Here is a 20543-nt window from a genome sequence, read left to right as displayed (position 1 = left end):
CTACGCCACCGTAGGTGACCCCGGCGGCACGTGAGATGGGCCACGTGCCCTCCTGGGGCCCTCCACGCGCTGAGAGAGCCGGTCCCCGGAAAGCACAAGATCCGCTCCCCCTTCCGCTTTCCGGCCGGTCCGGCGGATCCTCGAAGGGAGCGGCCGGACCGGCCGCCGTCCTTCTGGGGGAAGGCATCCATGACCACCGACCCGCGCCCCGACCTGCCCGAGCACTGGTCCATCGACGACCGCTGCACCAACTGCGACGTCGCCCGGCAACTCGCGCCCGGCCTGGTCCGCGAGCACGAGGGCCGCTCCGAGCTGGTCCGCCAGCCGCGCGACGCGGCCGAGCGCCGGCAACTGCTCGCCGCCGCCCACGCCTGCCCGACCCGATCCATCCGCCCCGGCTCCGGCGCGCTGGACCGGGCCGGGGACCCGTTCCCGCTGGCCCTCGCCGACGACCTGCTGCTGCTCGGCCACAACTCCCGCCGCACCGCGGGCGCCAACTCCTACCTCTGCCGCCGCCCGGGCGGCTGGGTGATGGTGGACACGCCGCGCTACAGCGAGGCCCTCGCCGCCCGGTACGCCGCGCTCGGCCCAGTCACCGACGTCCTGCTCACCCACCGCGACCACGCCGCGCACGGCCGGGCGTACGCCGAGCGGTTCGGCGCCCGGCTCTGGATCCACGAGGGCGATCTGGCGGCCGCCCCCGACGCCGACCGGGTGCTGTGCGGCACCGGGCCGACGGAGGTCTCGCCCGGCCTGGTCGCCCACCCGTTCCCCGGCCACACCCGGGGCAGCGTGCTCTACCTCGCGGACGAGCGGTACTGCTTCAGCGGCGACAGCCTGTACTGGTCCCGCACCACCGGGGACATGGAGGTGGTGGAGTCGGTGACCTGGTACTCGATCGAGGAGCTCGCCGCCTCGCTGCGGCGCGGCATCGGTGTGCTGCGCTTCGAGTGGCTGCTGCCCGGCCACGGCGACCGCCGCCGGATGCCCGTCGAGGAGGCGGGCCGCCGGCTGCGGGCGCTGGCCGAGCGGTGCGCGGAACTGCGGCCCGGGCCGGTGGACTTCGGCGCGGTGCGCTGGTAGCGACGGGCCGCCGGAGGCCCCGAAGGTCCCGGGTGCCCCGAAGGTCCCGCAGGCCCGGTGCGCCGGTGCCTGCGCCGGGTGCGCGGGGGCGTGCGACCGCTGGGAGCGCCCGTCCGGGTGTGCGAACGGTTCCGTCGGGGCAGCCGCCTTGGGAACGAAGGTGTTCGGCCCCGTGAACCCCGAACTCCGTGCGACGAACTCCCCGCGATCCAAGGATGGTTGAGCCATGCTCACGCAGACTCCGGAGCGCCACGCCCGGCCGCGGCGCTACCTGATGTGCCGGCCGACGCACTTCACCGTGGACTACGCGATCAACCCGTGGATGGACCCCTCCCAGCCCACCGACACCGCGCTCGCTCTGCGGCAGTGGGAGCGGCTCTACTGGACGTACCGCCGGCTCGGCCACACCGTCGAGCTGATCGACCCGGTGCCCGGCCTGCCCGACATGGTGTACGCCGCCAACGGCGCCACCGTGCTGGACGGCCGGGCCCTGGTCGCCACCTTCCGCCACCCGGAGCGGGCCGCCGAGTCGGAGGCCTACCAGGCCTGGTTCCGCGAGCGCGGCTACCGCGAGGTGCGCCGCGCCGGGCACGTCAACGAGGGCGAGGGCGACCACCTGGTGGTGGGCCGCCGGGTGCTCGCCGGGACGGGCTTCCGCACCTCGCGCGCCGCGCACGCCGAGGCCGGGGAGCTGTTCGGCGTCCCGGTGGTCAGCCTGACCCTGGTCGACCCGCGCTTCTACCACCTGGACACCGCACTGGCGGTGCTCGGCGACGACCACGTCATGTACTACCCGGAGGCCTTCGACGCCGACAGCCGCTCGGTGCTGCGCGCGCTCTACCCGGACGCGATCCTCGCCGACCGCGCCGACGCCGAGGTGTTCGGGCTCAACGCGGTCTCCGACGGCCGCCGGGTACTGCTGCCGGAGGCCGCCAAGAACCTGGCCGGCCGCCTGGTCGAGCACGGGTACCAGCCGGTCCCGGTGGACGTCTCGGAGCTGCTGAAGGGCGGCGGCGGGGCGAAGTGCTGCACCCTGGAGCTCAGGCCGGAGTGAGGGCTCGCCCGGAGCCGGTTCCCGGCGCCGTGACCAGCAGCACCTCCAGGGTGCGCGGCCCGTGCACCCCCTCCACCCGGTCCAGCTCGATGTCGCTGGTGGCGGACGGCCCGGAGATCCAGGTCTGTGGCCGTACCGGATCGAGCCGCGGCAGCGCCAGCGGCACCGAGGCGACGACCTGCTCCGGCGCCCGCACCACGCAGACGTGGTGGTCCGGGACGAGCGAGAGCAGCCGTCGCCCCTGGCCGGGGCCCGCGTCCAGCACGATCGTCCCGGTCTCGGCGACGGCCAGCGCGCAGCCGGTCACCACGCTGTCCACCGCGTCCAGCCGGGCGGCGGTCAACGTCCCGTCGTCCGGGAGGAGTTCGATCCCCTCGGCCTCGGCCGCGGTGAGCCAGGCGGGCGGCAGCCCGGCGGGCACCACGGCCGTCCGGCTGCCCCGCTCGACCAGCAACCCGGCGATCCTCCGGGGCAGTTCGTCCTCGGGGCAGCGGTGCACCAGGGCCCGGTAGTCGGCCAGGTTGCGGTGCAGCAGGTCGAGCAGCGCCGCCGGGTCGTCCGTCGGCACGTGTGCGGTCAGGTAGTCGCGGGGCAGCGGCTGTTCGGCGACGGCGGCGCTGTCGCCGAGTGCGGCCCGGATCCGGCCGAGGACCAACTCTCGGGAGCCGGAGGGCCGTTCGGGCGGGTTGCGGTCGGACGTGGTCATCTGTGGTTCCTCCGCCACCAGTCGCGGAACGGTTCGGCCGGCACCTCCGGCAGGTCCCGGGTGTCGCTCCAGGCCCGTCCGGGCCCGGGCAGCCGGCGCGGGTGCAGCCGCCGGGTGCGGCCGGCCAGCCGCTCGGCGGCGGTGAGCGCCGCCGGGTGGTCCAGCACGAACCCGGCGGCCGCCATCGCGGCCCGCTCCAGCGGGTGCCCGCCCTGCTCGGCGACCCGCTCGCGCAGGTGCACCAGCACCTCGGGGATGTCGATCGCCACCGGGCAGACCTCGTAGCAGGCCCCGCAGAGCGAGGAGGCGTACGGCAGCGAGGCGTCCACCGGGCTCGCGGTGCCGCGCAGTTGGGGCGTCAGGATGGCGCCGATCGGCCCCGGGTAGACCGAGCCGTAGGCGTGCCCGCCGGCCCGCTCGTACACCGGGCAGACGTTGAGGCAGGCCGAGCAGCGGATGCAGCGCAGCGCCTGGCGGCCGACCTGGTCGGCGAGCGCGGTGGTGCGGCCGTTGTCCAGCAGCACCAGGTGGAACTCGGACGGGCCGTCGCCCGCCGTCGTCCCGGTCCAGAGCGAGGTGTAGGGGTTCATCCGCTCGGCCGTGGAGGAGCGGGGGAGCAGTTGGAGGAAGACCTCCAGGTCCCGCCAGGTCGGCACGACCTTCTCGATCCCGACCACCGAGATCAGCGTGCGCGGCAGGGTGAGGCACATCCGGCCGTTGCCCTCGGACTCGACCACCACCAGGGTGCCGGTCTCGGCGACCATGAAGTTGGCGCCGGAGACGGCGACTTCGGCGCGCAGGAACTTCTCCCGCAGGTGCAGCCGGGCGGCCTCGGCGAGTTCCGCGGGGGAGTCGGTGAGGCCCTCGGGCGCCGGGCGGCCCCAGGCGGCCATCCGGTCGGCGAAGATCTCCCGGATCTCGGCGCGGTTGCGGTGGATCGCCGGCACCAGGATGTGCGAGGGCCGGTCGTCGCCCAACTGCACGATCAGCTCGGCGAGATCGGTCTCGTAGGCGGTGATCCCCTCGGCCGCCAGCGCCTCGTTGAGCTCGATCTCCTGGGTGGCCATGGACTTGACCTTGACGACCTCGGTCCGACCGGTGGCCCTGACCAGTCCGGCGACGATCCGGTTGGCCTCCTCGGCGTCGGCGGCCCAGTGCACGGTGCCGCCGGCCGCCGTGACGGACTCCTCCAACTGCACCAGGTAGCGGTCGAGGTGGCGCAGCGTGTGGTCCTTGATCGCCTTCCCCGCGGCGCGCAGCCGCGCCCAGTCGGCGAGTTCGGCGACGGCCCGGGCCCGTTTGTCGCGGATGGTGTGGGTGGCGTGCCGCAGGTTGGCGCGCAGCCGCTCGTCCCGTACGGCCCCGGCGGCGGCCTCGGGGAAGGCGGGCATGCCGAGGAACGCGTGACTCACGACGGCCTCCAGGGGTGTTCCTCGGTGCCGGCCAGGATCTCCGCCAGGTGCAGCGGCCGCAGCGGCGCGCCCCGGCGGCGCAGGGTGCCGCCGAGGTGCAGCAGGCAGGAGTTGTCGGCGCCGCACAACACGCTGGCGCCGGTGCCCAGCGCGTTGGCGATCTTGTCCTCGGCCATGGCGGCCGACACCGCCGCGTTCTTGACCGCGAAGGTGCCGCCGAAGCCGCAGCACTCCTCCGCCCCGGGCAGCTCGACCAGTTCCAGGCCCCTGACGGCGCCCAGCAGCCGGCGCGGGCGCTCGCCGAGGCCGAGCAGGCGCAGGCCGTGGCAGGACGGGTGGTAGGTGACGGTGTGCGGGAAGTACGCGCCGACGTCCTCGACGCCGAGCACGTCGGTCAGGAACTCGGTCAGTTCGACCACCCGGGGCACCAGCGCGGTGGCCAGGTCGGCGAGTTCGGTGCCCCGGCCCTCGGTGGTGGCCCGGGCGCCGATCCGGGGGTAGTTGTCCCGGACCATCGCCACGCAGGAGCCCGAGGGCGTCACCACGTGGTCGTACCCGGCGAAGGCCCTCGCCATCCGCCGGAGCAGCGGCTCGCAGGCTCTGCGGTAGCCGGTGTTGTACTGCGGCTGCCCGCAACAGGTCTGCCCGGCGGGGAAGTCCACCGTCACGCCGAGTCGTTCCAGCAGCCGGACGGTGGCCACCGCCGTGGCGGGGAACAGCGCGTCGTTGACGCAGGTGGCGAACAGCGCGACCCGCATCCGGGCTCCCTCCTGCCGAGCTCCTGCCGAAATCCTGCCGAACTCCCGGCGGACGTACGGACGTACGCGCGCACGGACGGCGCCGGAAGCCGAACGGCACCGGGCCGCTCGTGATCGTACCGAGCGGACCGGTGCCGCGGTGGGACGTCGGGCGCCGAGCCGGGGCTCAGGCCCGGGGGCCGGGACTCAGGCGCCGAGCCACAGGTCCGGGCCGAACACCTCGTAGTGGATGTCCGCCGCCGGGACGCCCGCGGTCAGCAGCTGCTCGCGGACGGCGCGCAGGAAGGGGAGTGGGCCGCAGAGGTAGGCGGTGGTGCCGGCCGGGACCTCGACGGTGGAGAGGTCCACCCGGCCGGTGCGCTCGGCCGGCCACTCGCCGAGCGGCTGCTCGTAGAAGACGTGCGAGGTGGCGTTCGGCAGCGTGGTGGTGAGCTGCGCGAGCTCGGCCCGGAAGGCGTGGCTCAGCTGGTCGCGGTCACCGTGGACGGAGACGATCCGCCGGGTGGAGCCGGTGGCGGCCAGGTGGTCGAGCATGGCGGTCATCGGGGTGTTGCCGATTCCGGCGGAGGCGAGCAGCACCGGGCCGTCGCCGTCGGCCAGGGCGATGTCACCCAGCGGGGGCGCCAGCTCGATGGAGTCGCCGGCCTTCAGGTGGTCGTGCAGGTGGCCGGAGACCTCGCCGCCGTCCTCGCGCTTGACGCTGAAGCGCAGCGCGCCGTCGGCGCCGCCGGAGAGGCTGTACTGGCGGATCTGGTGGGCGCCGTCGGCCAGTTCGGTGCGCACCGAGACGTACTGGCCGGGGCGGAAGGCGGGCACCGGGTGGCCGTCGGTCGGGCGGACCAGGTAGGTGGTGACGGCCTCGGTCTCCTGGACGCGGGCGACGACGGTGTAGGTGCGCCACAGGTCGGCCGGGTCACCGCCGGCGGCGACCTCGGCGCGCAGCCGGTCCTCGATGGCGATCAGCGCGTTGGCCATCAGCCAGTAGACCTCGTCCCAGGCGGCGGCGACCTCGGGGGTGACGGCCTCGCCGAGCACCTCCACGATGGCGGCGAACAGGTGCTCGTGGACGATCTTGTACTGGTCGTTGCTGATGCCGACGGAGACGTGCTTGTGGGCGATGCGGGCGAGCATCGCGTCCGGCCGCTGGTTCGGGTTGGCGATCAGCGCGGTGGCGAAGGCGGCTATCGAGCCGGCCAGGGCCTCGCGCTGGCTGCCGTTGGCCTGGTTGCCCCGGTTGAAGAGGTCGCGCAGCAGCTCCGGGTGCGCGGCGAACATCCGGTCGTAGAAGCGCGGGGTGATGTCACCGATGGCGGCGCCCACGACGGGCAGGGTGGCCTCGATGACCTCGGCGGACTTCGCGGACAGCATCAGACGGCTCCTAATTGGTATCTGAGATGCGTATTAAAGGCCGCAGGGTGGTACGCGGCCCGGGGTGGGCTGATCAGCCGGTGGGTCCGGCGGTCCCGGTGGGTGCGGTGGTCAGGTTGAGTAGGACCGGACCGGTGGGGGAGGCCACCAGATCGGCGACCGAGAGGTGGTCGAGCGCCGCGAAGAACGCCTCCTGGGCGCCCCGCAGTGCCCCGCGCAGCCGGCACGCGGCCCGCAGCGGACACGGTGGGTCGTCCTCGCAGCCGACCACGTCGCCGACCCCCTCCAGCTCCCGCAGCAGCAGCCCGAGCGAACCGGTCCGCCCGGCGAAGGTGAGCATCAGCCCGCCGCCGCGACCGCGTCGGGCCTCCACCACTCCCAGGTGCTGCAGCCGGCTGACCACCTTCGCCGCGTGGGTGTACGGCACACCGACCGACTCGGCCACCTCGCGGGTGGTCGGGGTCTCGCCCTCGCCCAGGACGGCCAGTCGCATGGCGATCCGGAGGGCGATGTCGGTGCTCTTGGTCAGCCTCACGTTCGAAACGCTATCGAATGCGACTCTCCAACTCCAATTTTCTGCACGACTTCGATCGAGACCCTCGTCACACCGGTTCGAAGGGGGTGCTTGCGATCGAATCTGAACAGTTGGCGACATTAGTGGTCACTCCCTGACGGAATGTCAGGACGGCTCTTACGCTTCCCCCGGCTCCGAACGCCACCACATCCGCACCGTTCGTACCGCCGAGCAGCTGGAGAGATCCGTGAGAACAGCCCGCACACCCCGTCGTACCCGGACGGCCGTGGCCGCGATAACCGCGACCACGGCCGCGCTGCTGGCGCTGCCCGCGACGGCCGAGGCCGTCACGCCGCCGCCGAGCGTCGCCGCGCACGTGGCGGTGGCGCCGTACCCGGCGGGCGTCGCGCTGACGCCGGACGGCCACCACGCCTACGTGACCAGCCAGAGCAGCGGCGTGGTCAGCGTGCTGGACACCGCGAGCAACACCGTTTCCGGCACCTTCACCGCCGGGACGGGTTCGTACGCCGTGGCCGTCTCGCCCGACGGGCACCGGGCCTACCTGACGCACCACCTGGACAACACCGTCAGCGTCGTGGACACCGCCACCGACACCGTCACCGCGACCGTCCCGGTCGGCGCCCAGCCCTGGGGCCTCGCCCTCTCCCCGGACGGCTCCCGCGCCTACGTGAGCAACGCCGCCGCCGGCACCGTGAGCGTGCTGGACACGTCGTCCGCCACCGTGACCGCGACCGTCCCGGTCGGCGCCGAACCGCACGGACTGGCCCTCTCCGTGGACGGCACCCGGCTGTACGTCGCCGCCTCCGGCGCCAAGGCGGTCACCGTGGTCGACACCACAACCGGCACGGTGAGCGGCACCGTCCCGGTCGGCCACAGCGCCTTCGGCCTCGCGCTCAGCCCGGACGGCACCCGGCTGTGGGCCGCCGACGGCGACGACGCCACCGCCGCGGTGATCGACACCGCGGCCGGCACGGTCCTCGGCACCGTCGCGGTCGGCTCCGGCCCCTACGCCGTGGCCCTCTCCCCGGACGGCGCGGCGGCCTACGTCTCCAACTACGCCGACAACACCCTCAGCGTGGTGGACACCGCGAGCCGGACGGTCACCGCGACCGTCCCGGTGGGCGCGAGCCCGTACAGCCTGGCCCTGACCGCCGACGGGCGGCACGGCTACCTCGCCGACTTCACCGGCAACGCCGTCGACGTGGTGAACTTCCCGCTCCCGGTGCCGGACGTGACCGCGATCAGCCCGAACGGCGGCTCCGGGCTGGGCGGCACCACGGTGACCATCACCGGCACCGACCTGGCCGGCGCCACCGGTGTGACCTTCGGCGCGGCCGGCGCCGCCACCTCCTTCAGCTGCACCAAGGCGAGCTGCACCGCGACCGCCCCCGCCACCACCGTCACCGGGCCGGTGGACGTCCGGGTCACCGCGCCCGGCGGTACCAGCGCCGTCGTCGCCGCCGACCGCTTCACCTACACCGCCCCCGCCGCCCACCTGGGTGTCGCCCTCACCGCGACCCCGGTGACCGGGCTGCTCTCCAGCCGGGTCGACTACACCGTCACCCTCACCGGCCAGGGCCCCGACCCGGTGACCACGGCCACCGTCGCCGCCGACCTGCCCGCCGGGCTGAGCGCGACCTCCGGCGACTGCACGATCGCGGGCGGGAAGCTCGGCTGCGCGCTGACCGCGCCGCTGGCCAAGGGCGCGAGCACCACCCGGCACTTCTCGATCACGGTCGGCCTGTTCTCGCTGCTCCGCAGCTGGGACGTCACCGTGGCCCGCACCGCCGGGGTGCCCGCCGACCCGTCGCCCGCCACCAGCCGGGCCACCCGCAGCTGCAGCGCCGTCCTCGGCCTGCTGGTCACCTGCAAGTAGCGTCTGTCGGCCGCGTACGGGCAGCCGCGTCGGGCCCCGCCGAAACCCTTCGGCGGGGCCCGACGCGTCCCGACGCTGCCTGACGCGGACTGGCCGGCGAACACCGACCGGCTCCGCAGGTGCCGAAGCACGTGGAAAGCGGCCGGGGCGCCGGCCGCCGAGGGGATTCGGTGGCCGGCGCCCCGGGTGTCACGGCGTCGGAACGCTCAGAGCCGTCGGAACGCTCAGGACTGTCGGAACGATCAGAGCTTCTGCCAGGCCGGCTTGGCCGCGTAGGTGTCGCGGAAGTAGTCGGCGAGCTTGAGGCGGGAGGCGGCGGCCTCGTCCACCACCACGGTGGCGTGCGGGTGCAGCTGGAGCGCGGAGGCGGGGACGGCCGCGGACAGCGGGCCCTCGACGGAGAGCGCGACGGCCTCGGCCTTGGCCTCGCCGGTGGCCAGCAGGACCAGGTGACGGGCCTCCAGGATGGTGCCGATGCCCTGGGTGATGACGTGGTGCGGGACCTGGTCGATGCTGTCGAAGAAGCGGGCGTTGTCCTCGCGGGTCTGCCGGGTGAGGGTCTTGATCCGGGTCCGGGAGGAGAGCGAGGAGCAGGGCTCGTTGAAGCCGATGTGGCCGTCCGTGCCGATGCCGAGCAGCTGGAGGTCGACGCCGCCGGCCTCGGCCAGCGCGCGGTCGTAGGCGGTGGCCGCCGCGGCGATGTCGGACGCGTTGCCGTCCGGGCCCAGGAAGGACTCCTCGGTCAGGCCGAGCGGCTCCACGACCTCGCGCAGCACCACCGAGCGGTAGGACTCCGGGTGGCCGGCGGGCAGGCCGACGTACTCGTCCAGCTGGCAGATGCGCGCCTCGGCGGCGTCCAGCCGGCCGTCGCGGACCCGCTCGGCCAGGGCCTGGTAGATCGGCAGCGGCGTCGAGCCGGTCGCCACGCCGAGCAGGGCGTCGGGCTTGTCGGTCAGCAGATCGGTGATCGCCGCGGCGATGAGTTCGCCGGCCGCACGGGCGTCAGGGACGATCACGATTTCCATACTGGGTCCACCGTTCTGAGGCGAGTCTGAGGTCTAGACCTCCGAGGTCTAGACCAGTTTGCCGTGTGGGGGTGCCCCAGGTCCACCCGGGTTCGGGCCCGGGTGATCTTCCGACTGTCACGCCTTCTGCCTGGTGGGAACGGTGGGGGCCGTTCGGCCGGGAGGGGAGGTCCCGGCCGAACGGCCCCGGTGGCCCTGCTGTTCACTGCTTCCCGCCCCCGGGTCGTCCGGACGGCTGCCCGGTCGTACGGACGGCGTGGGGGTGGCGGGTGCGGTGCCTCGGCGGCCCCGCGGTCAGAACGGGTTGGTACAGGTGGTGGTCTGCTTGGTGATGTCCAGCGCGGGGCCGGCGGTCGCGCAGATCATGCGCGGGGCGGTCGCGGTGACCCGCGGGGTGACCGCCTTGGCGGAGCCGAACTGCACGGTGGTCGCGGTGGCGACCGTCTCCCACGGGCTGCCCCAGGCGGACTGGGTGCGGACGTCCACCCGAACCATCGTCAACTGACCGGGGTCGGCGCTGACCTGGGCGACGCCCACGATGCCCGCGCCGTCGGCCTGGTGCGAGATGCAGGGTCGGTTGAGCACCGAGGCGCAGACCGCGGCGTCGGTTCCGGTCGTGGTGGTGGCGGCTATCGCCGGAGCCGCGGCCAGGGCGGTGATCCCTGCCGCCGCCAGTGCCACAGCTGCGATCCGAGCGCGCATGATGCGAACCTCCTTGGAAATTAAGGGAATCTCACTCCTTGAGATGAGTCTTGCACACATCATGGACGTCGTGTGTGTGCGTTGCGTCACACTCATGGTGACTGTTCAACTACATCCTGCAACCATTCGGCATTCGTTCAGCACACGGACAACTCCCGTCCTGACGGACGATCAGTTCGTGAGCGTCCTCACTCGTCCGGGTGGTGGGTTTGCCTCCGGGACGAATGGGACGGATACCATCGAGCCGATCCCACGGAGGTGCCGCGTGGACACGGTCATCGTGCAACTTCCCGCCCCGGGGCCCGAGATGGCGCCGCCCGGCGCAGCCCCCGCCCTGCTGCGGATGGGCCCGGGCGAGGCCGCGGTGTTCGGACGCGGGGAGCCCGGCCGGCCGGTCCCCATCCCGCTGCCCGACCAGGGCGTCTCCCGCCGGGCGGGGGAGGTGGTCGCGGCCGAGGACTACTGGCGGCTGTCCAACTTCAGCGCCTCGGCCACCTACGTGGTGGAGAACCTGGAGGGCGCGGGGGAGCACGTCAAGGTGGCGCCCGGCCGGCTCGGCGCGCCCGTCCCCTTCGAACTCTCCCGGGTGCTGCTGCCCGCCCTCGGAGAGCCCGCCGCCTTCAAGGTCTTCGCCCCGCAGCACGCCTACCTCGACGACCGGCCCGGCGGCGCCGACGGCGAACGCACCGTCAGCCCGTTCGCCCTGGACCCGACCGCCAAGTACTTCCTGGTCCTGCTCGCGCTCTGCGAGCCCCGGCTGCGCTCGCCCTCCGTCGCGGCCGTCCCCGGGGTGAGCGAGGTGCTCGCCCGGCTGCGCCCCGTCCCCGGCTGCCGCGGGCTGAGCCGCTCGGCGGTGAACTACCACATCGACTACCTGGTGGAGACCAAGCTGCGGCTGCGCGAGCCGTACGAGGAGGGGGCGGCCGGCGGCAAGCGGGAGGAACTGGTCGCGCTGGCACTGAAGTTCGACCTCGTCCGGGAGGAGCACCTGGCCCTGCTCCCGCCCCGGCGGCCGGCCGCCCGGCCGTGACGCCCGGCGCTCCGCCCGGCGGCCCGCCCTTCCCCGTCCCCGAGGGCTACCCGGTCGCCGGGTACCGGCTCGGCGCCCTCCTCGGCGCCGGCGCCTGGGGCAGCGTGCACGCCGCCGAGGGCCCCGACGGCAGCCCGGCCGCCGTCAAGATCCTCTGCGCGGCCCGGTTCAGCCCCGGCCAGCGCCGGACGGTGGCCCGGATGGCCCGCAGCGAGCAGCGCTTCGGCCGCCGCGCCGACCACCCCCACCTGATCCGCACCCTCGCCGTGGTCACCGTCGAGGACCCGGACCACCCAGCGCTGGACGGCGCCGTCGCCCTGGTGATGGAGCGCGCCGCCCGCAGCCTCCAGGACCTGCTCGCCGAGGCCGGGCCCGGTACGGCGGTGCCCGGCGCCGAGCGCATCCTGACCGAGGTCTGTGCCGGACTGACCCACATGCACCAGGCCGGCTGGGTGCACGGGGACCTGAAACCGGCCAATGTCCTGCTGATGCCCGACGGCACCGCCAAGATCGCCGACTTCGGCCTCACCGCCGAGCTGGAGGGCACCCACGCCTACGCCCCGCCGCTCGGCTCGCCCGACCACGTCCCGCCCGAGTGGTGGTCCGAGCGCACCGGCGCCCGCGGCGTCGCGGTGCGCCCCAGCGCCGACGTCTGGGCCTTCGGCGTGATCGCCCACCAGCTGCTGACCGGCGGCCTGCACCCCTTCCTCGGTGCGACCGCCCGGGCCCGCTCGCTGGCCGCCCAGGCGTACGCCCGGGGCACCGCGCCGCTGCGGCTGGACGAGTCGCTGCCGGTGCGCTGGCGGGCCGTGGTCGCCGCCTGCCTCGCCCCCGGGCGGGCGGAGCGGCCCGGGGCGGAGCTGGCCGTGCTGGTCGCCCGGGCCGCCCGGGCGCCCGTGCCGGCTCCCGCCCCCGCGGCCCGACGCCGCCGCGCCGCCGTCCGGGCCGGCATCGGCCTGCTCGCCTGCGGACTCGCCCTCCTCGGCCTGGCCGGCGGACCGGAGCCCGCCGGACCGCCGGCCGTCGGGTCGGGCGGCGGCGGGCCGGAAGGCGTCCGCGCCCCCGCGCCCCCGCTGCCCGGTGCGATCCCGGCCGGCTCGGACGTCCCGGCGGCCTACCGGGGCATGATCGAGACGGCGGCGCGGCGCTGCCCCGAGCCGGAGGTCACCCCGGTGCTGCTGGCCGCCATGCTGAAGGCCGAGAGCGGCTTCGACCCCAACGCCGCCCGTCCGGAGACCGGCGAGTACGGCATTGCGATGTGGACGCCCTCGGTCTTCGAGGCCTGGGGCAGGGCCGCCACCCACGCCGGGCCGAAGTCCTACTGGGATCCGGGTGACGCGATCGCCGCGATGGGCAACTACGCCTGCTGGCTCGACCAGCAGATGAAGGGCCACGGTTTCACCCGCGACCTGCCCGCCCTGGTCGCGGCGGCGTACCGGACCAGTGACAAGACCGTGGCCGCCGCCGGGGTCGTCCCCGAACGACTTCGGCAACATGTCGACAAAGTGCTTCAGTATCTTCACGACTACGGTGGGTGAGCACCAAAACGGGATGAGTTATGCCACATCCATACGTATCCCGGCGCGGGCACCCGGGTGACGGGGCTGTGGTCTGGGATCCTCGGCGGCATGATCACGAAGCTCCGCGCCGTTGCCGCGCAATGGACCGTCGTCATTCCGGTGGTGTCGTTCCTCGTCCTTGTCCTGACCTGGCACGAGGAGCTGCCCGGCTGGGTGGTGGCGGTGGTCGCCTGCTTCCTGGTGGGCGCCGTGCTGTCCGCCGTGCACCACGCCGAGGTCATCGCGCACTGGTCGGGGGAGCCCTTCGGATCGCTCGTCCTGGCGGTGGCGGTCACCGTGATCGAGGTCGCGCTGATCGTGACGCTGATGGCCGACGGCGGGGACAAGTCCTCCACCCTGGCCAGGGACACCGTCTTCGCCGCCGTGATGATCACCTGCAACGGCATCCTCGGACTGTCCATCGTGGTCGCCGCCGTCAAGTACCGGACCGCCGTCTTCAACGCCGAGGGCACCGGCGCCGCGCTCGCCTGCATCGCCACCCTCGCGACCCTCAGCCTCGTCCTGCCGACCTTCACCACCAGCTCGCCCGGCCCGCAGTTCTCGACCACCCAGCTCACCTTCGCGGCCACCGCCTCGCTGGTGGTCTACGGCCTGTTCGTGGCCACCCAGACCGTCCGGCACCGGGACTACTTCCTGCCCGTCACCCCCGAGGGCCGGGTCCTGGACGAGGAGGAGCACGCCTCCCCGCCCACCATCCGGGCCGCCGGCATCAGCCTGCTGCTGCTGGCCGTCGCCCTGGTGGCGGTGGTGGGCCTGGCCAAGGGCGTGTCGCCGACCATCGAGAAGGCGGTGGACGACGCCGGCCTCCCGCACGCCGTGGTCGGCGTGGTGATCGCCATGATGGTGCTGCTGCCGGAGACCATCGCGGCGCTGCGCGCGGCCGTCCGCAACCGGGTGCAGACCAGCCTCAACCTCGCCCTCGGCTCGGCGCTCGCCAGCATCGGCCTGACCATCCCGGCGGTCGCGATCGCCTCCAGCTGGCTCTCCGGCCCGCTCGTCCTCGGCCTCGACCCGGCGCACATGGTGCTGCTGACCCTGACGATCGTGCTGCTCACCCTCACCGTCATCCCGCGCCGGGCGACCCCGCTCCAGGGCGCGGTGCACCTGGCGGTGCTGGCGGGGTACGTGGTGCTGGCGTTGAACCCGTGAGGGCCCGCCGCCCGTAGTCGAGTACGGAAGCCCCTGGTCGTCCCCCGTGCGGCCAGGGGCTTCCGGCGTTCCCGGGGCCGGACCGGGCGCGGTCCGGCCGGGCGGGGCGCGGGTCGGGCCGAGCCAGGTGGGGCCGGTGGGGCCGGTGGGACTCGTGGTGAACCCGGGGAGAGGCGGCGGCCGTGGTTTCGAGTGAGGGCCCGCCCCCCGTGGCCGGGCCCTCGTCGAACCCGGTGCGACCGCCGGTGAACCCCCGAGGGGGTGCGCACCGTGGAACGGCCGGGAGCCCCTGGTCCCGCAGCTGCTCGCGGGCCAGGGGCTCAGTGGCGTGTCCGACGGTTCCGTTCGGGTGCGCGAATCGCCGGACACGCCCTCGTGGCGCGCCGCGGCGCAGCCGCGGCGCGCGGCCCGGGAGGCCCCGGGCGGGTCAGCTCAGGAGCTGGTGCGGCGACGGCGGGCGTAGACCACCGCGCCCGCACCGCCCAGCAGCAGCACGGTGCCGGCGCCCGCGTAGAGCAGGGTGCCGTCGCTGCCGGTGGTGGCCAGCTTCTTGCCGTCCGTGGTGGCGCCCGGGATCGGGGTGGGAACGCTGACCTTGTCCGGCTTGATCAGCGGCTGCTCCGGGTTGACCGGGGTCTCGGTGGACGGCTTGTGCACCGGCACGGTGCCGGTCGGCGTGCTCGACGGGGCCGGGCTCGGGGCGCCACTGGGCACGGCCGTGGGCTCCTCGGTGGGCTCGCCGGTCGCCGGGGTGGTGGCCGGGGTGGTGGCCGCCGGGCTGGTCGGGGTGGTGGTCGGCGGCACCGGCTTCGGGGTGGCGGTCGGCGTCTCGGCGGGCTTCGTGCTCGCGCTCGTGCTCGGCGTGGCCGAGGGGGTGGCCGGCGGGGTGGTCGGGGCCGGGGTGGTGGCGGGCGTCGTCGCCGGGGCGGACGGGCTCTGCGAGGGCACGGTGGTCGGGCCGGTCGACGGCGTCTTCACCGGGGTCGGCGTCACGGTCGGCGAGGGCTTACCGGTCGGGGTCGGGCTCTGTCCGCCGCAGTCGACCTTGAACACCTTGTGCTTGGGCTTGTTGAGCTCGGCGTTCTCCGGCAGCTGACCGTTCACCAGCTCGACCGACTGCCAGTAGAGCTTGTAGTGGCCGTCCGGCAGGTGGATGTCCTCGGTCCGCACGTGCCCGTGCGGGTCGACCGGGATGTCCCCGTACGCGGCGAGGGTCTCGCCCTTGGGGCCGACGGTGGCGATCGCCCAGATCACGTCCTGGTTGGCGTCGAAGCCGAAGGAGTCCAGGTAGAAGGTGCAGACCTTGGGCTCGTTGCGCACGTCCTCCTGTCCGGTGGCGGCGTCGTGGATCTTGACGGTGCCGTTGTTGCCGGGGGCGCCGCCCTTGCCGCCCGCGACGGCGTGTGCGGCGGGGGCGAGCAGCAGGAGCGCGGCGGCGGTCGGGACGGCCACCAGGGAGCGCGCGGCGGTGGAGCGGAGGTGCATCAGGGTTCCATCGGGTACGGCCGGGCCGGGACGGGCCCGCGCGGTGGGAGAGAGCCTCCGTCGCCGTTCGGCGGGGAGCCGGTGCCGTGCGACGGGAGGGGCACAACAGTCCCCGTAGCGGGAAACGTGACGCAAGGGAGGTTTGGCCGAAATGCATCGCTAACGGCGATTGGTCCGACTAGTTCATTACAACGATCTGATTACCTGGTTGTGATCATTTCACCGATGTCAGAGCCGGTCGAACGGTCAACCCCCGGCCCCGGTCCGGCGGGTGAACCCGCGAGCCCGCGGTGGCCGGTATTGACCGGTCCGTGGCGGCGGCCTGCGTGTCGGGGCGGCGGGCGGGTGCCGGGGTTCTCTATCGTCCGTCCGGAACCGCCCAGTCCGAGGACTCCGTCGTGTGAACAGCCGATCCGACCCGTGGGAGAGTGCGATGCCCGGCCCAGAGCAGACCGTCCGGCCCGAGGAGACCGTCGAGGGCGAAGGGGCCGTCAGGGGCGAGGACAGGAGCGAGGACGCCGTCCGGGACGGCGAGGGGGCCGACGCCCCCGCGGAGAGCGCCGACGTCATCGTGGTCGGCGCCGGGCCGGCCGGCTCCACCGCCGCCGCCCACCTCGCCCGGGCCGGACTGGACGTCCTGCTGCTGGAGAAGTCCGCCTTCCCGCGCGAGAAGGTCTGCGGCGACGGCCTCACCCCGCGCGCCGTCAAGCAGTTGACCGACCTCGGCATCGACGTCTCCGAGGAGGCCGGCTGGCTGCACAACCGGGGCCTGCGGCTGATCGCCGGGCACCGCTCGCTGGAGTTCGACTGGCCCGAGCTCTCCGCCTACCCCGGGTACGGACTGGTCCGGCGCCGCGCCGACTTCGACGAACTGCTCGCCCGCAAGGCCGCCGCGGCCGGTGCCCGGGTGGTCGAACGCGCCAATGTGACGGGCCCGTTGCTGGACGAGCGGACCGGCCGGATCACCGGCGTCACCGCCAAGCTGGGGGAGGAGCGCCGGCCGGCCGCCTACCGGGCCCCGATCGTCGTCGCCGCCGACGGCAACTCCACCCGGCTGTCGGTGGCGATGCGGCGCTACCGCCGCACCGACCGCGCGATGGGCGTCGCCTACCGGACGTACTTCACCACCCCGCGCCACGACGACCGCTACCTGGAGGCCTGGCTCGACCTGCGCGACCCCAACGACCCGACCCGGCGTCTGCTGCCCGGCTACGCCTGGGTGTTCGGCATGGGCGACGGCACCGCCAACGTCGGCCTCGGCGTCCTCGACACCGCCGGGACCGAGGTGGACTGGCGGGAGCTGCTGCGCCGCTGGTGCGACGGCCTGCCCCCGGAGTACGGCTACACCCCCGACGCGGTCACCGAGCCGATCCGCGGCGCCGCCCTGCCGATGGGCCTCAACCGGCAGCCGCACTACGCCGACGGCCTGCTGCTGGTCGGCGACGCGGGCGGCACGGTCAGCCCGGGCACCGGCGAGGGCATCGCCTACGCGATGGAGTCCGGCCGCTTCGCCGCCGAGACCATCGTCCAGGCCCTCGCCCGCCGCACCGACCGCGGCCGCGACCTCGCCCTGCGCGCCTACCCGCAGGCGCTGCGCTCCGCCTACGCGGGCTACTTCGCGCTCGGCCGGGTGGCCGCCGACCTGCTGGGCCGGCGGAAGCTGCTCGGCGCGGCCGGAGCCGCCGGGCTCGGCCACCCGGCGCTGCTGAAGGTGGCGTTCCGGCTGATGGTCAACCTGACCGAGCCCAACTCCAAGGACGCCCTGGACCGGCTGCTCCACCTGCTCGGCAAGGTCGCCCCGGGGCGGTGATCCGGCGGCACCGGACCGCCCATCCTCGCGGACGGGCGGTCCCGGTGTCCCGGCTTCGGTCGAATCCGCGGAGTCGAACGCGCAGTTGTTCTGATCATGTTGACGAATGGTCAGATGATCCGATTGCCTGGTGTCGAACCAGCCACGCAGGGTGAGCACAACGCCCCTCCGTGGCTCCTCTCTCGACCCCTGACCCGTTCGACGGAGACACCGTGCGCCTTCGCCTTCGCCTGCTCGTCGCGCCGCTCGCCGCGGCCGCCGCCCTCACCGCCGTGAGCACCCCCGCCGCCGTCGCGGCCCCCGCGGCCACCCCCTCCGACCAGTGCTCCGCCGCGTTCCGCCACGACGACGCCCGCCTCGGCCCGGCCGACCTCCCGACCACCGGACCGGTCGGCCGCCAGCTCGCCGGCTACCAGCGCACCGGCGGCGCCGGCGAGCAGGACTTCCTGGCCGAGTACTACGACCCGGCCGGCAACGGCGGCAAGGGCGGCTGGATATACCCGCCGGCCGACGGCTACGTCACCCTGCCCGACGGCAGCCCGATCGAGTTCGACCTCACGCTCTACCCGAACCAGAACATCGACCGCTACGGCAGCGAGTACGGCGCCTACCTCGCCCCCGAGGGCCTGCCCTACGCCAACCGGGCGCTCCCGCCGCAGAGCCTGGACGGCAACCCGCCGGCCGCCTGCAACTACCACGACTACAAGGTGGTCAAGGCCTTCACCGTGCACGCCGGCCCGATCGCGCCCTGGTTCAACCAGCCCGGCTGGGGCCTGCAGTACCAGCTCGACGCCACCCTGCTGCCCGGCGGCCCGGCCAAGCTGAACGTGCTCTGGCTGGTGGAGAACGGCTACCTGGCCCGGATCTGACCCCGCCCCGCCCGCCCGGCGGCGCCCGGTGACCGACCGGCCGCCGCTGCGTGGGCTCGGTGACCGACCGGCCGCCGGGAAATTCGCTGGCGGGCCCGGGAGACGTGGGGATAGGAAGACGGGATGACCATCAGCGATCCGGCCACCGACCGCCGCGTCTTCCGCCCCACCGTCCTCGACCTCGGGGACGCCCTGCTGCGCCCGTGGGGGCCTGGCCTCGACGTGGCCGGTGGCATCGGGCCCGCCCTGACCGCCGCCGCGGCGGACCCGGCCGTCGCCCGCTGGAGCCCGCTCGGCGCCGGCGGCCCGGTCGTCGTCGAGACCTACCTCGCCCGTTGCGAACAGCGCTGGGCCGACGGCACCGCGGCCCCCTTCGCCATCGTCGACGCCGCCGACGGCAGCCTCTGCGGCAACGCCTACCTGGGGTGGACCAACCGGGACGACGGAGTGGCCATGATCGGCTACTGGCTGCTCGCCGCCGCCCGCGGCCGGGGCCTGGCCAGCCGGGCCACCACCGCCGTCACCCGCTGGGCGGTGGAGCACGCCGACGTCCGCCGCATCGAGCTGTACCACGCCGTCGCCAACGAGGACTCCTGCCGGGTCGCGGTGCGGGCCGGTTTCCCGTACGAGGGCACCCTGCGCGGCTCCTACACCTACGGCGGGGGCGTCTACGTGGACGAGCACCTGCACGCCCGGCTGGCCTCCGACCCGTTCACGGACTGAGGGCTCCCCGGCGGGAGCCCTCAGTCCGTGAACGGCTCAGCCCCAGACCGTCCCGCCGTGGACCCCGCCGAACACCGGGGTGGCGGACTCGGTGAAGCGCTCCTCCTGCATGGCCGTCAACCGCTGGACGACCAGGACGGCGAAGACCGCGGCCACCACCGACAGCAGGTCGGCGATCAGCAGCCAGCCGACGGCCTCCTGGTAGCCGTCCGCGTACTTCGCCGCGCTCGTACCGAGGTAGTGGCTGCCGAACCGGTCGGCCGCGTTGGAGAGCCAGAAGGTCGCCCACCAGAGGGTGAGCAGCGTCTGCGGGAGCCGCATGCGGATCCCCGAGGCGTCCGGTCGGGCGGTGGCCTGCCAGATGTCGCCCGCGATCTGCCGCGGGAACCAGAGGGCGACCACGGGGGTGAACCAGCCGCCGATCGCCCAGCCGCGCCGGAACCGGTGCCCGTGCGGGTCAAAGACCTCGGCGTTCACCCGCACCCGGTAGAACCAGACGAGGAAGGCGATCGCGGAGGCGGCCAGGGCCACCACCTGGAGGAGGCCGACGCCCTCGTAGAGCTGCGCGGCGTCCATCAGCGCGGATCCGTCGGCTTCGACGTCGTCGGCGAGCTTGCCGGCCTCCAGGTAGAGGCGGAAGCCCGTGCCGAGTGAGGCGAGCGTCGCGGCGCCGGCCACGGCGAGCAGGACGGTGGAGACGGTGGCGGTGGGTCTCGGCGAGCGGTACACGGCGGGCGAGGACATCGGGGTACGGGCTCCTGGACTGGACCAATGTGATGGAGCGACACCCTAGGGCCTGTGGATCATCCGTGACCACTCCCTTTGCGGGCCCCGGCGCAGCCTGCGCGCGCGGCCGGGGAACGACCTAACCTGGAAGGGAACGTTCGGCGCGTCGCCCGCGAACGGAAGCGGTGGTCATGACGGTGGTCTCGGCGGCCCTCTTCGGTACCGACTGGTGGCAGCCCGCGCTGCCCGGCGGTGCCGAGTTGCTGCACGAGTGCGCCGTCCGGGGGTGGACGGTGGTGCTGACCGGCCCAGGGCCGGCCGGCGCCCCGGCGCTGACCGTGGCCGATCCCGGGGACGACCCGGTGCGGGCCGCGCTGGATCTGGTGGACGGCAGGCCCTGGCACGCCGTGGCCGTCGCCGGGAGCGTGCGCGAGGTACGGGCGGCGCGGCGGGCCTGGGTGCCGTGCGTGGCCCTGGCGGCCGGCCGCGACACCGGCCCGCAGCTGCGGGCGGCGGGCGCGGTCGAGGTCCACCGCGACGCCGCCGCCCTGTTGAGCGTCCTGGACGACAGCCTGCTCGCGCGCCCCCGGGCCTTCGGGCCCGTGGGCGCCGGAACAGGCGGTGCCCGGAACGGTTAGCGCCGGTTCGTACC

The 20543-nt window shown here is 74.2% G+C and carries 19 protein-coding genes; 10 read left to right on the top strand and 9 right to left on the bottom strand.

All coding sequences use genetic code 11. From position 1 onward, the window contains the following. Nucleotides 1-189: 189 nt before the first annotated feature. Nucleotides 190-1083: a 4Fe-4S domain-containing protein gene (locus ACGF13_RS23010; RefSeq protein ID WP_392877956.1), complete on the top strand. Its 894-nt coding sequence runs from the start codon at nt 190-192 to the stop codon at nt 1081-1083. Nucleotides 1084-1309: 226 nt separating this feature from the next. Continuing rightward, nucleotides 1310-2137 (top strand): dimethylargininase, encoded by an 828-nt coding sequence (gene ddaH, locus ACGF13_RS23005; protein ID WP_392877954.1) that lies wholly within the window; start codon nt 1310-1312, stop codon nt 2135-2137. Here the strand turns inward: ddaH and ACGF13_RS23000 are convergent. From ACGF13_RS23000 to ACGF13_RS22980, 5 genes are all read right to left on the bottom strand, one after another. Next, nucleotides 2124-2843, bottom strand: coding sequence for a lactate utilization protein C (locus tag ACGF13_RS23000; RefSeq protein ID WP_392877953.1), 720 nt, complete (start codon nt 2841-2843; stop codon nt 2124-2126). The genes ddaH and ACGF13_RS23000 overlap by 14 nt on opposite strands. Further along, on the bottom strand, nt 2840-4234 hold the full coding sequence (locus ACGF13_RS22995; RefSeq protein WP_392878206.1) for a lactate utilization protein B: 1395 nt from the start codon (nt 4232-4234) through the stop codon (nt 2840-2842). The genes ACGF13_RS23000 and ACGF13_RS22995 overlap by 4 nt, the downstream gene beginning before the upstream one ends. A 17-nt stretch (nt 4235-4251) precedes the next feature. Beyond that, entirely contained in the window at nt 4252-5013 is a 762-nt protein-coding gene (locus ACGF13_RS22990; protein ID WP_392877952.1) for a (Fe-S)-binding protein, read from the bottom strand. Nucleotides 5014-5199: 186 nt separating this feature from the next. After that, nucleotides 5200-6381 (bottom strand): globin domain-containing protein, encoded by a 1182-nt coding sequence (locus ACGF13_RS22985; RefSeq protein WP_392877950.1) that lies wholly within the window; start codon nt 6379-6381, stop codon nt 5200-5202. Nucleotides 6382-6454: 73 nt separating this feature from the next. After that, on the bottom strand, nt 6455-6916 hold the full coding sequence (locus ACGF13_RS22980; protein ID WP_392877948.1) for an RrF2 family transcriptional regulator: 462 nt from the start codon (nt 6914-6916) through the stop codon (nt 6455-6457). A gap of 265 nt (nt 6917-7181) precedes the next feature. On the opposite strand from ACGF13_RS22980, the gene ACGF13_RS22975 reads away from it, so the two are divergent. After that, nucleotides 7182-8792: a beta-propeller fold lactonase family protein gene (locus ACGF13_RS22975; RefSeq protein WP_392877946.1), complete on the top strand. Its 1611-nt coding sequence runs from the start codon at nt 7182-7184 to the stop codon at nt 8790-8792. 242 nt (nt 8793-9034) lie between these two features. On the opposite strand, the gene nagB is transcribed toward ACGF13_RS22975, so the two are convergent. Both nagB and ACGF13_RS22965 read right to left on the bottom strand, forming a co-directional pair. Next, nucleotides 9035-9817, bottom strand: a complete 783-nt coding sequence (gene nagB / locus ACGF13_RS22970) for a glucosamine-6-phosphate deaminase (RefSeq protein WP_392877944.1) — start codon at nt 9815-9817, stop codon at nt 9035-9037. Nucleotides 9818-10111: 294 nt separating this feature from the next. Further along, nucleotides 10112-10519, bottom strand: a complete 408-nt coding sequence (locus ACGF13_RS22965; RefSeq protein ID WP_392877942.1) for a hypothetical protein — start codon at nt 10517-10519, stop codon at nt 10112-10114. A gap of 265 nt (nt 10520-10784) precedes the next feature. Here ACGF13_RS22965 and ACGF13_RS22960 point away from each other — a divergent pair, with 265 nt between their 5' ends. The 3 genes from ACGF13_RS22960 (at nt 10785) to ACGF13_RS22950 (ending at nt 14278) form a co-directional block, all read left to right on the top strand. Beyond that, the gene (locus ACGF13_RS22960; RefSeq protein WP_392877940.1) at nt 10785-11549 is read left to right on the top strand and encodes a serine/threonine protein kinase; all 765 of its coding nucleotides are present in this window, start codon (nt 10785-10787) and stop codon (nt 11547-11549) included. Then, complete coding sequence (locus ACGF13_RS22955) at nt 11546-13087, top strand: serine/threonine-protein kinase (protein ID WP_392877938.1); 1542 nt, start codon at nt 11546-11548, stop codon at nt 13085-13087. Before ACGF13_RS22960 ends, ACGF13_RS22955 begins: the two co-directional genes overlap by 4 nt. Before the next feature lie 90 nt (nt 13088-13177). After that, nucleotides 13178-14278 carry a calcium:proton antiporter gene (locus ACGF13_RS22950; RefSeq protein WP_392877936.1) on the top strand — a complete coding sequence of 367 codons (1101 nt, stop codon included), beginning with the start codon at nt 13178-13180 and terminating at the stop codon, nt 14276-14278. Nucleotides 14279-14710: 432 nt separating this feature from the next. Here ACGF13_RS22950 and ACGF13_RS22945 read toward each other — a convergent pair whose 3' ends face one another. Beyond that, entirely contained in the window at nt 14711-15763 is a 1053-nt protein-coding gene (locus ACGF13_RS22945; RefSeq protein ID WP_392877934.1) for an LPXTG cell wall anchor domain-containing protein, read from the bottom strand. 433 nt (nt 15764-16196) lie between these two features. On the opposite strand from ACGF13_RS22945, the gene ACGF13_RS22940 reads away from it, so the two are divergent. The 3 genes from ACGF13_RS22940 (at nt 16197) to ACGF13_RS22930 (ending at nt 19165) form a co-directional block, all read left to right on the top strand. After that, nucleotides 16197-17573, top strand: coding sequence for a geranylgeranyl reductase family protein (locus ACGF13_RS22940; protein WP_392877932.1), 1377 nt, complete (start codon nt 16197-16199; stop codon nt 17571-17573). 212 nt (nt 17574-17785) lie between these two features. Continuing rightward, nucleotides 17786-18442 carry a TNT domain-containing protein gene (locus tag ACGF13_RS22935; protein WP_392877930.1) on the top strand — a complete coding sequence of 219 codons (657 nt, stop codon included), beginning with the start codon at nt 17786-17788 and terminating at the stop codon, nt 18440-18442. A 123-nt stretch (nt 18443-18565) separates the two neighbouring features. Continuing rightward, entirely contained in the window at nt 18566-19165 is a 600-nt protein-coding gene (locus ACGF13_RS22930; protein ID WP_392877928.1) for a GNAT family N-acetyltransferase, read from the top strand. Between the two features lie 36 nt (nt 19166-19201). On the opposite strand, the gene ACGF13_RS22925 is transcribed toward ACGF13_RS22930, so the two are convergent. Continuing rightward, nucleotides 19202-19909 (bottom strand): DUF4328 domain-containing protein, encoded by a 708-nt coding sequence (locus ACGF13_RS22925; protein ID WP_392877926.1) that lies wholly within the window; start codon nt 19907-19909, stop codon nt 19202-19204. A gap of 173 nt (nt 19910-20082) precedes the next feature. Between ACGF13_RS22925 and ACGF13_RS22920 the strand changes: the two genes are divergently transcribed. After that, on the top strand, nt 20083-20529 hold the full coding sequence (locus ACGF13_RS22920; RefSeq protein WP_392877924.1) for a hypothetical protein: 447 nt from the start codon (nt 20083-20085) through the stop codon (nt 20527-20529). Nucleotides 20530-20543: the final 14 nt, after the last annotated feature.

It is taken from the genome of Kitasatospora sp. NPDC048286 (genome assembly GCF_043201735.1).
Classification (GTDB): domain Bacteria; phylum Actinomycetota; class Actinomycetes; order Streptomycetales; family Streptomycetaceae; genus Kitasatospora.
The sequence above is the reverse complement of the archived record's forward strand: the minus strand, read 5'-3'. Positions and strand labels throughout refer to the sequence as shown.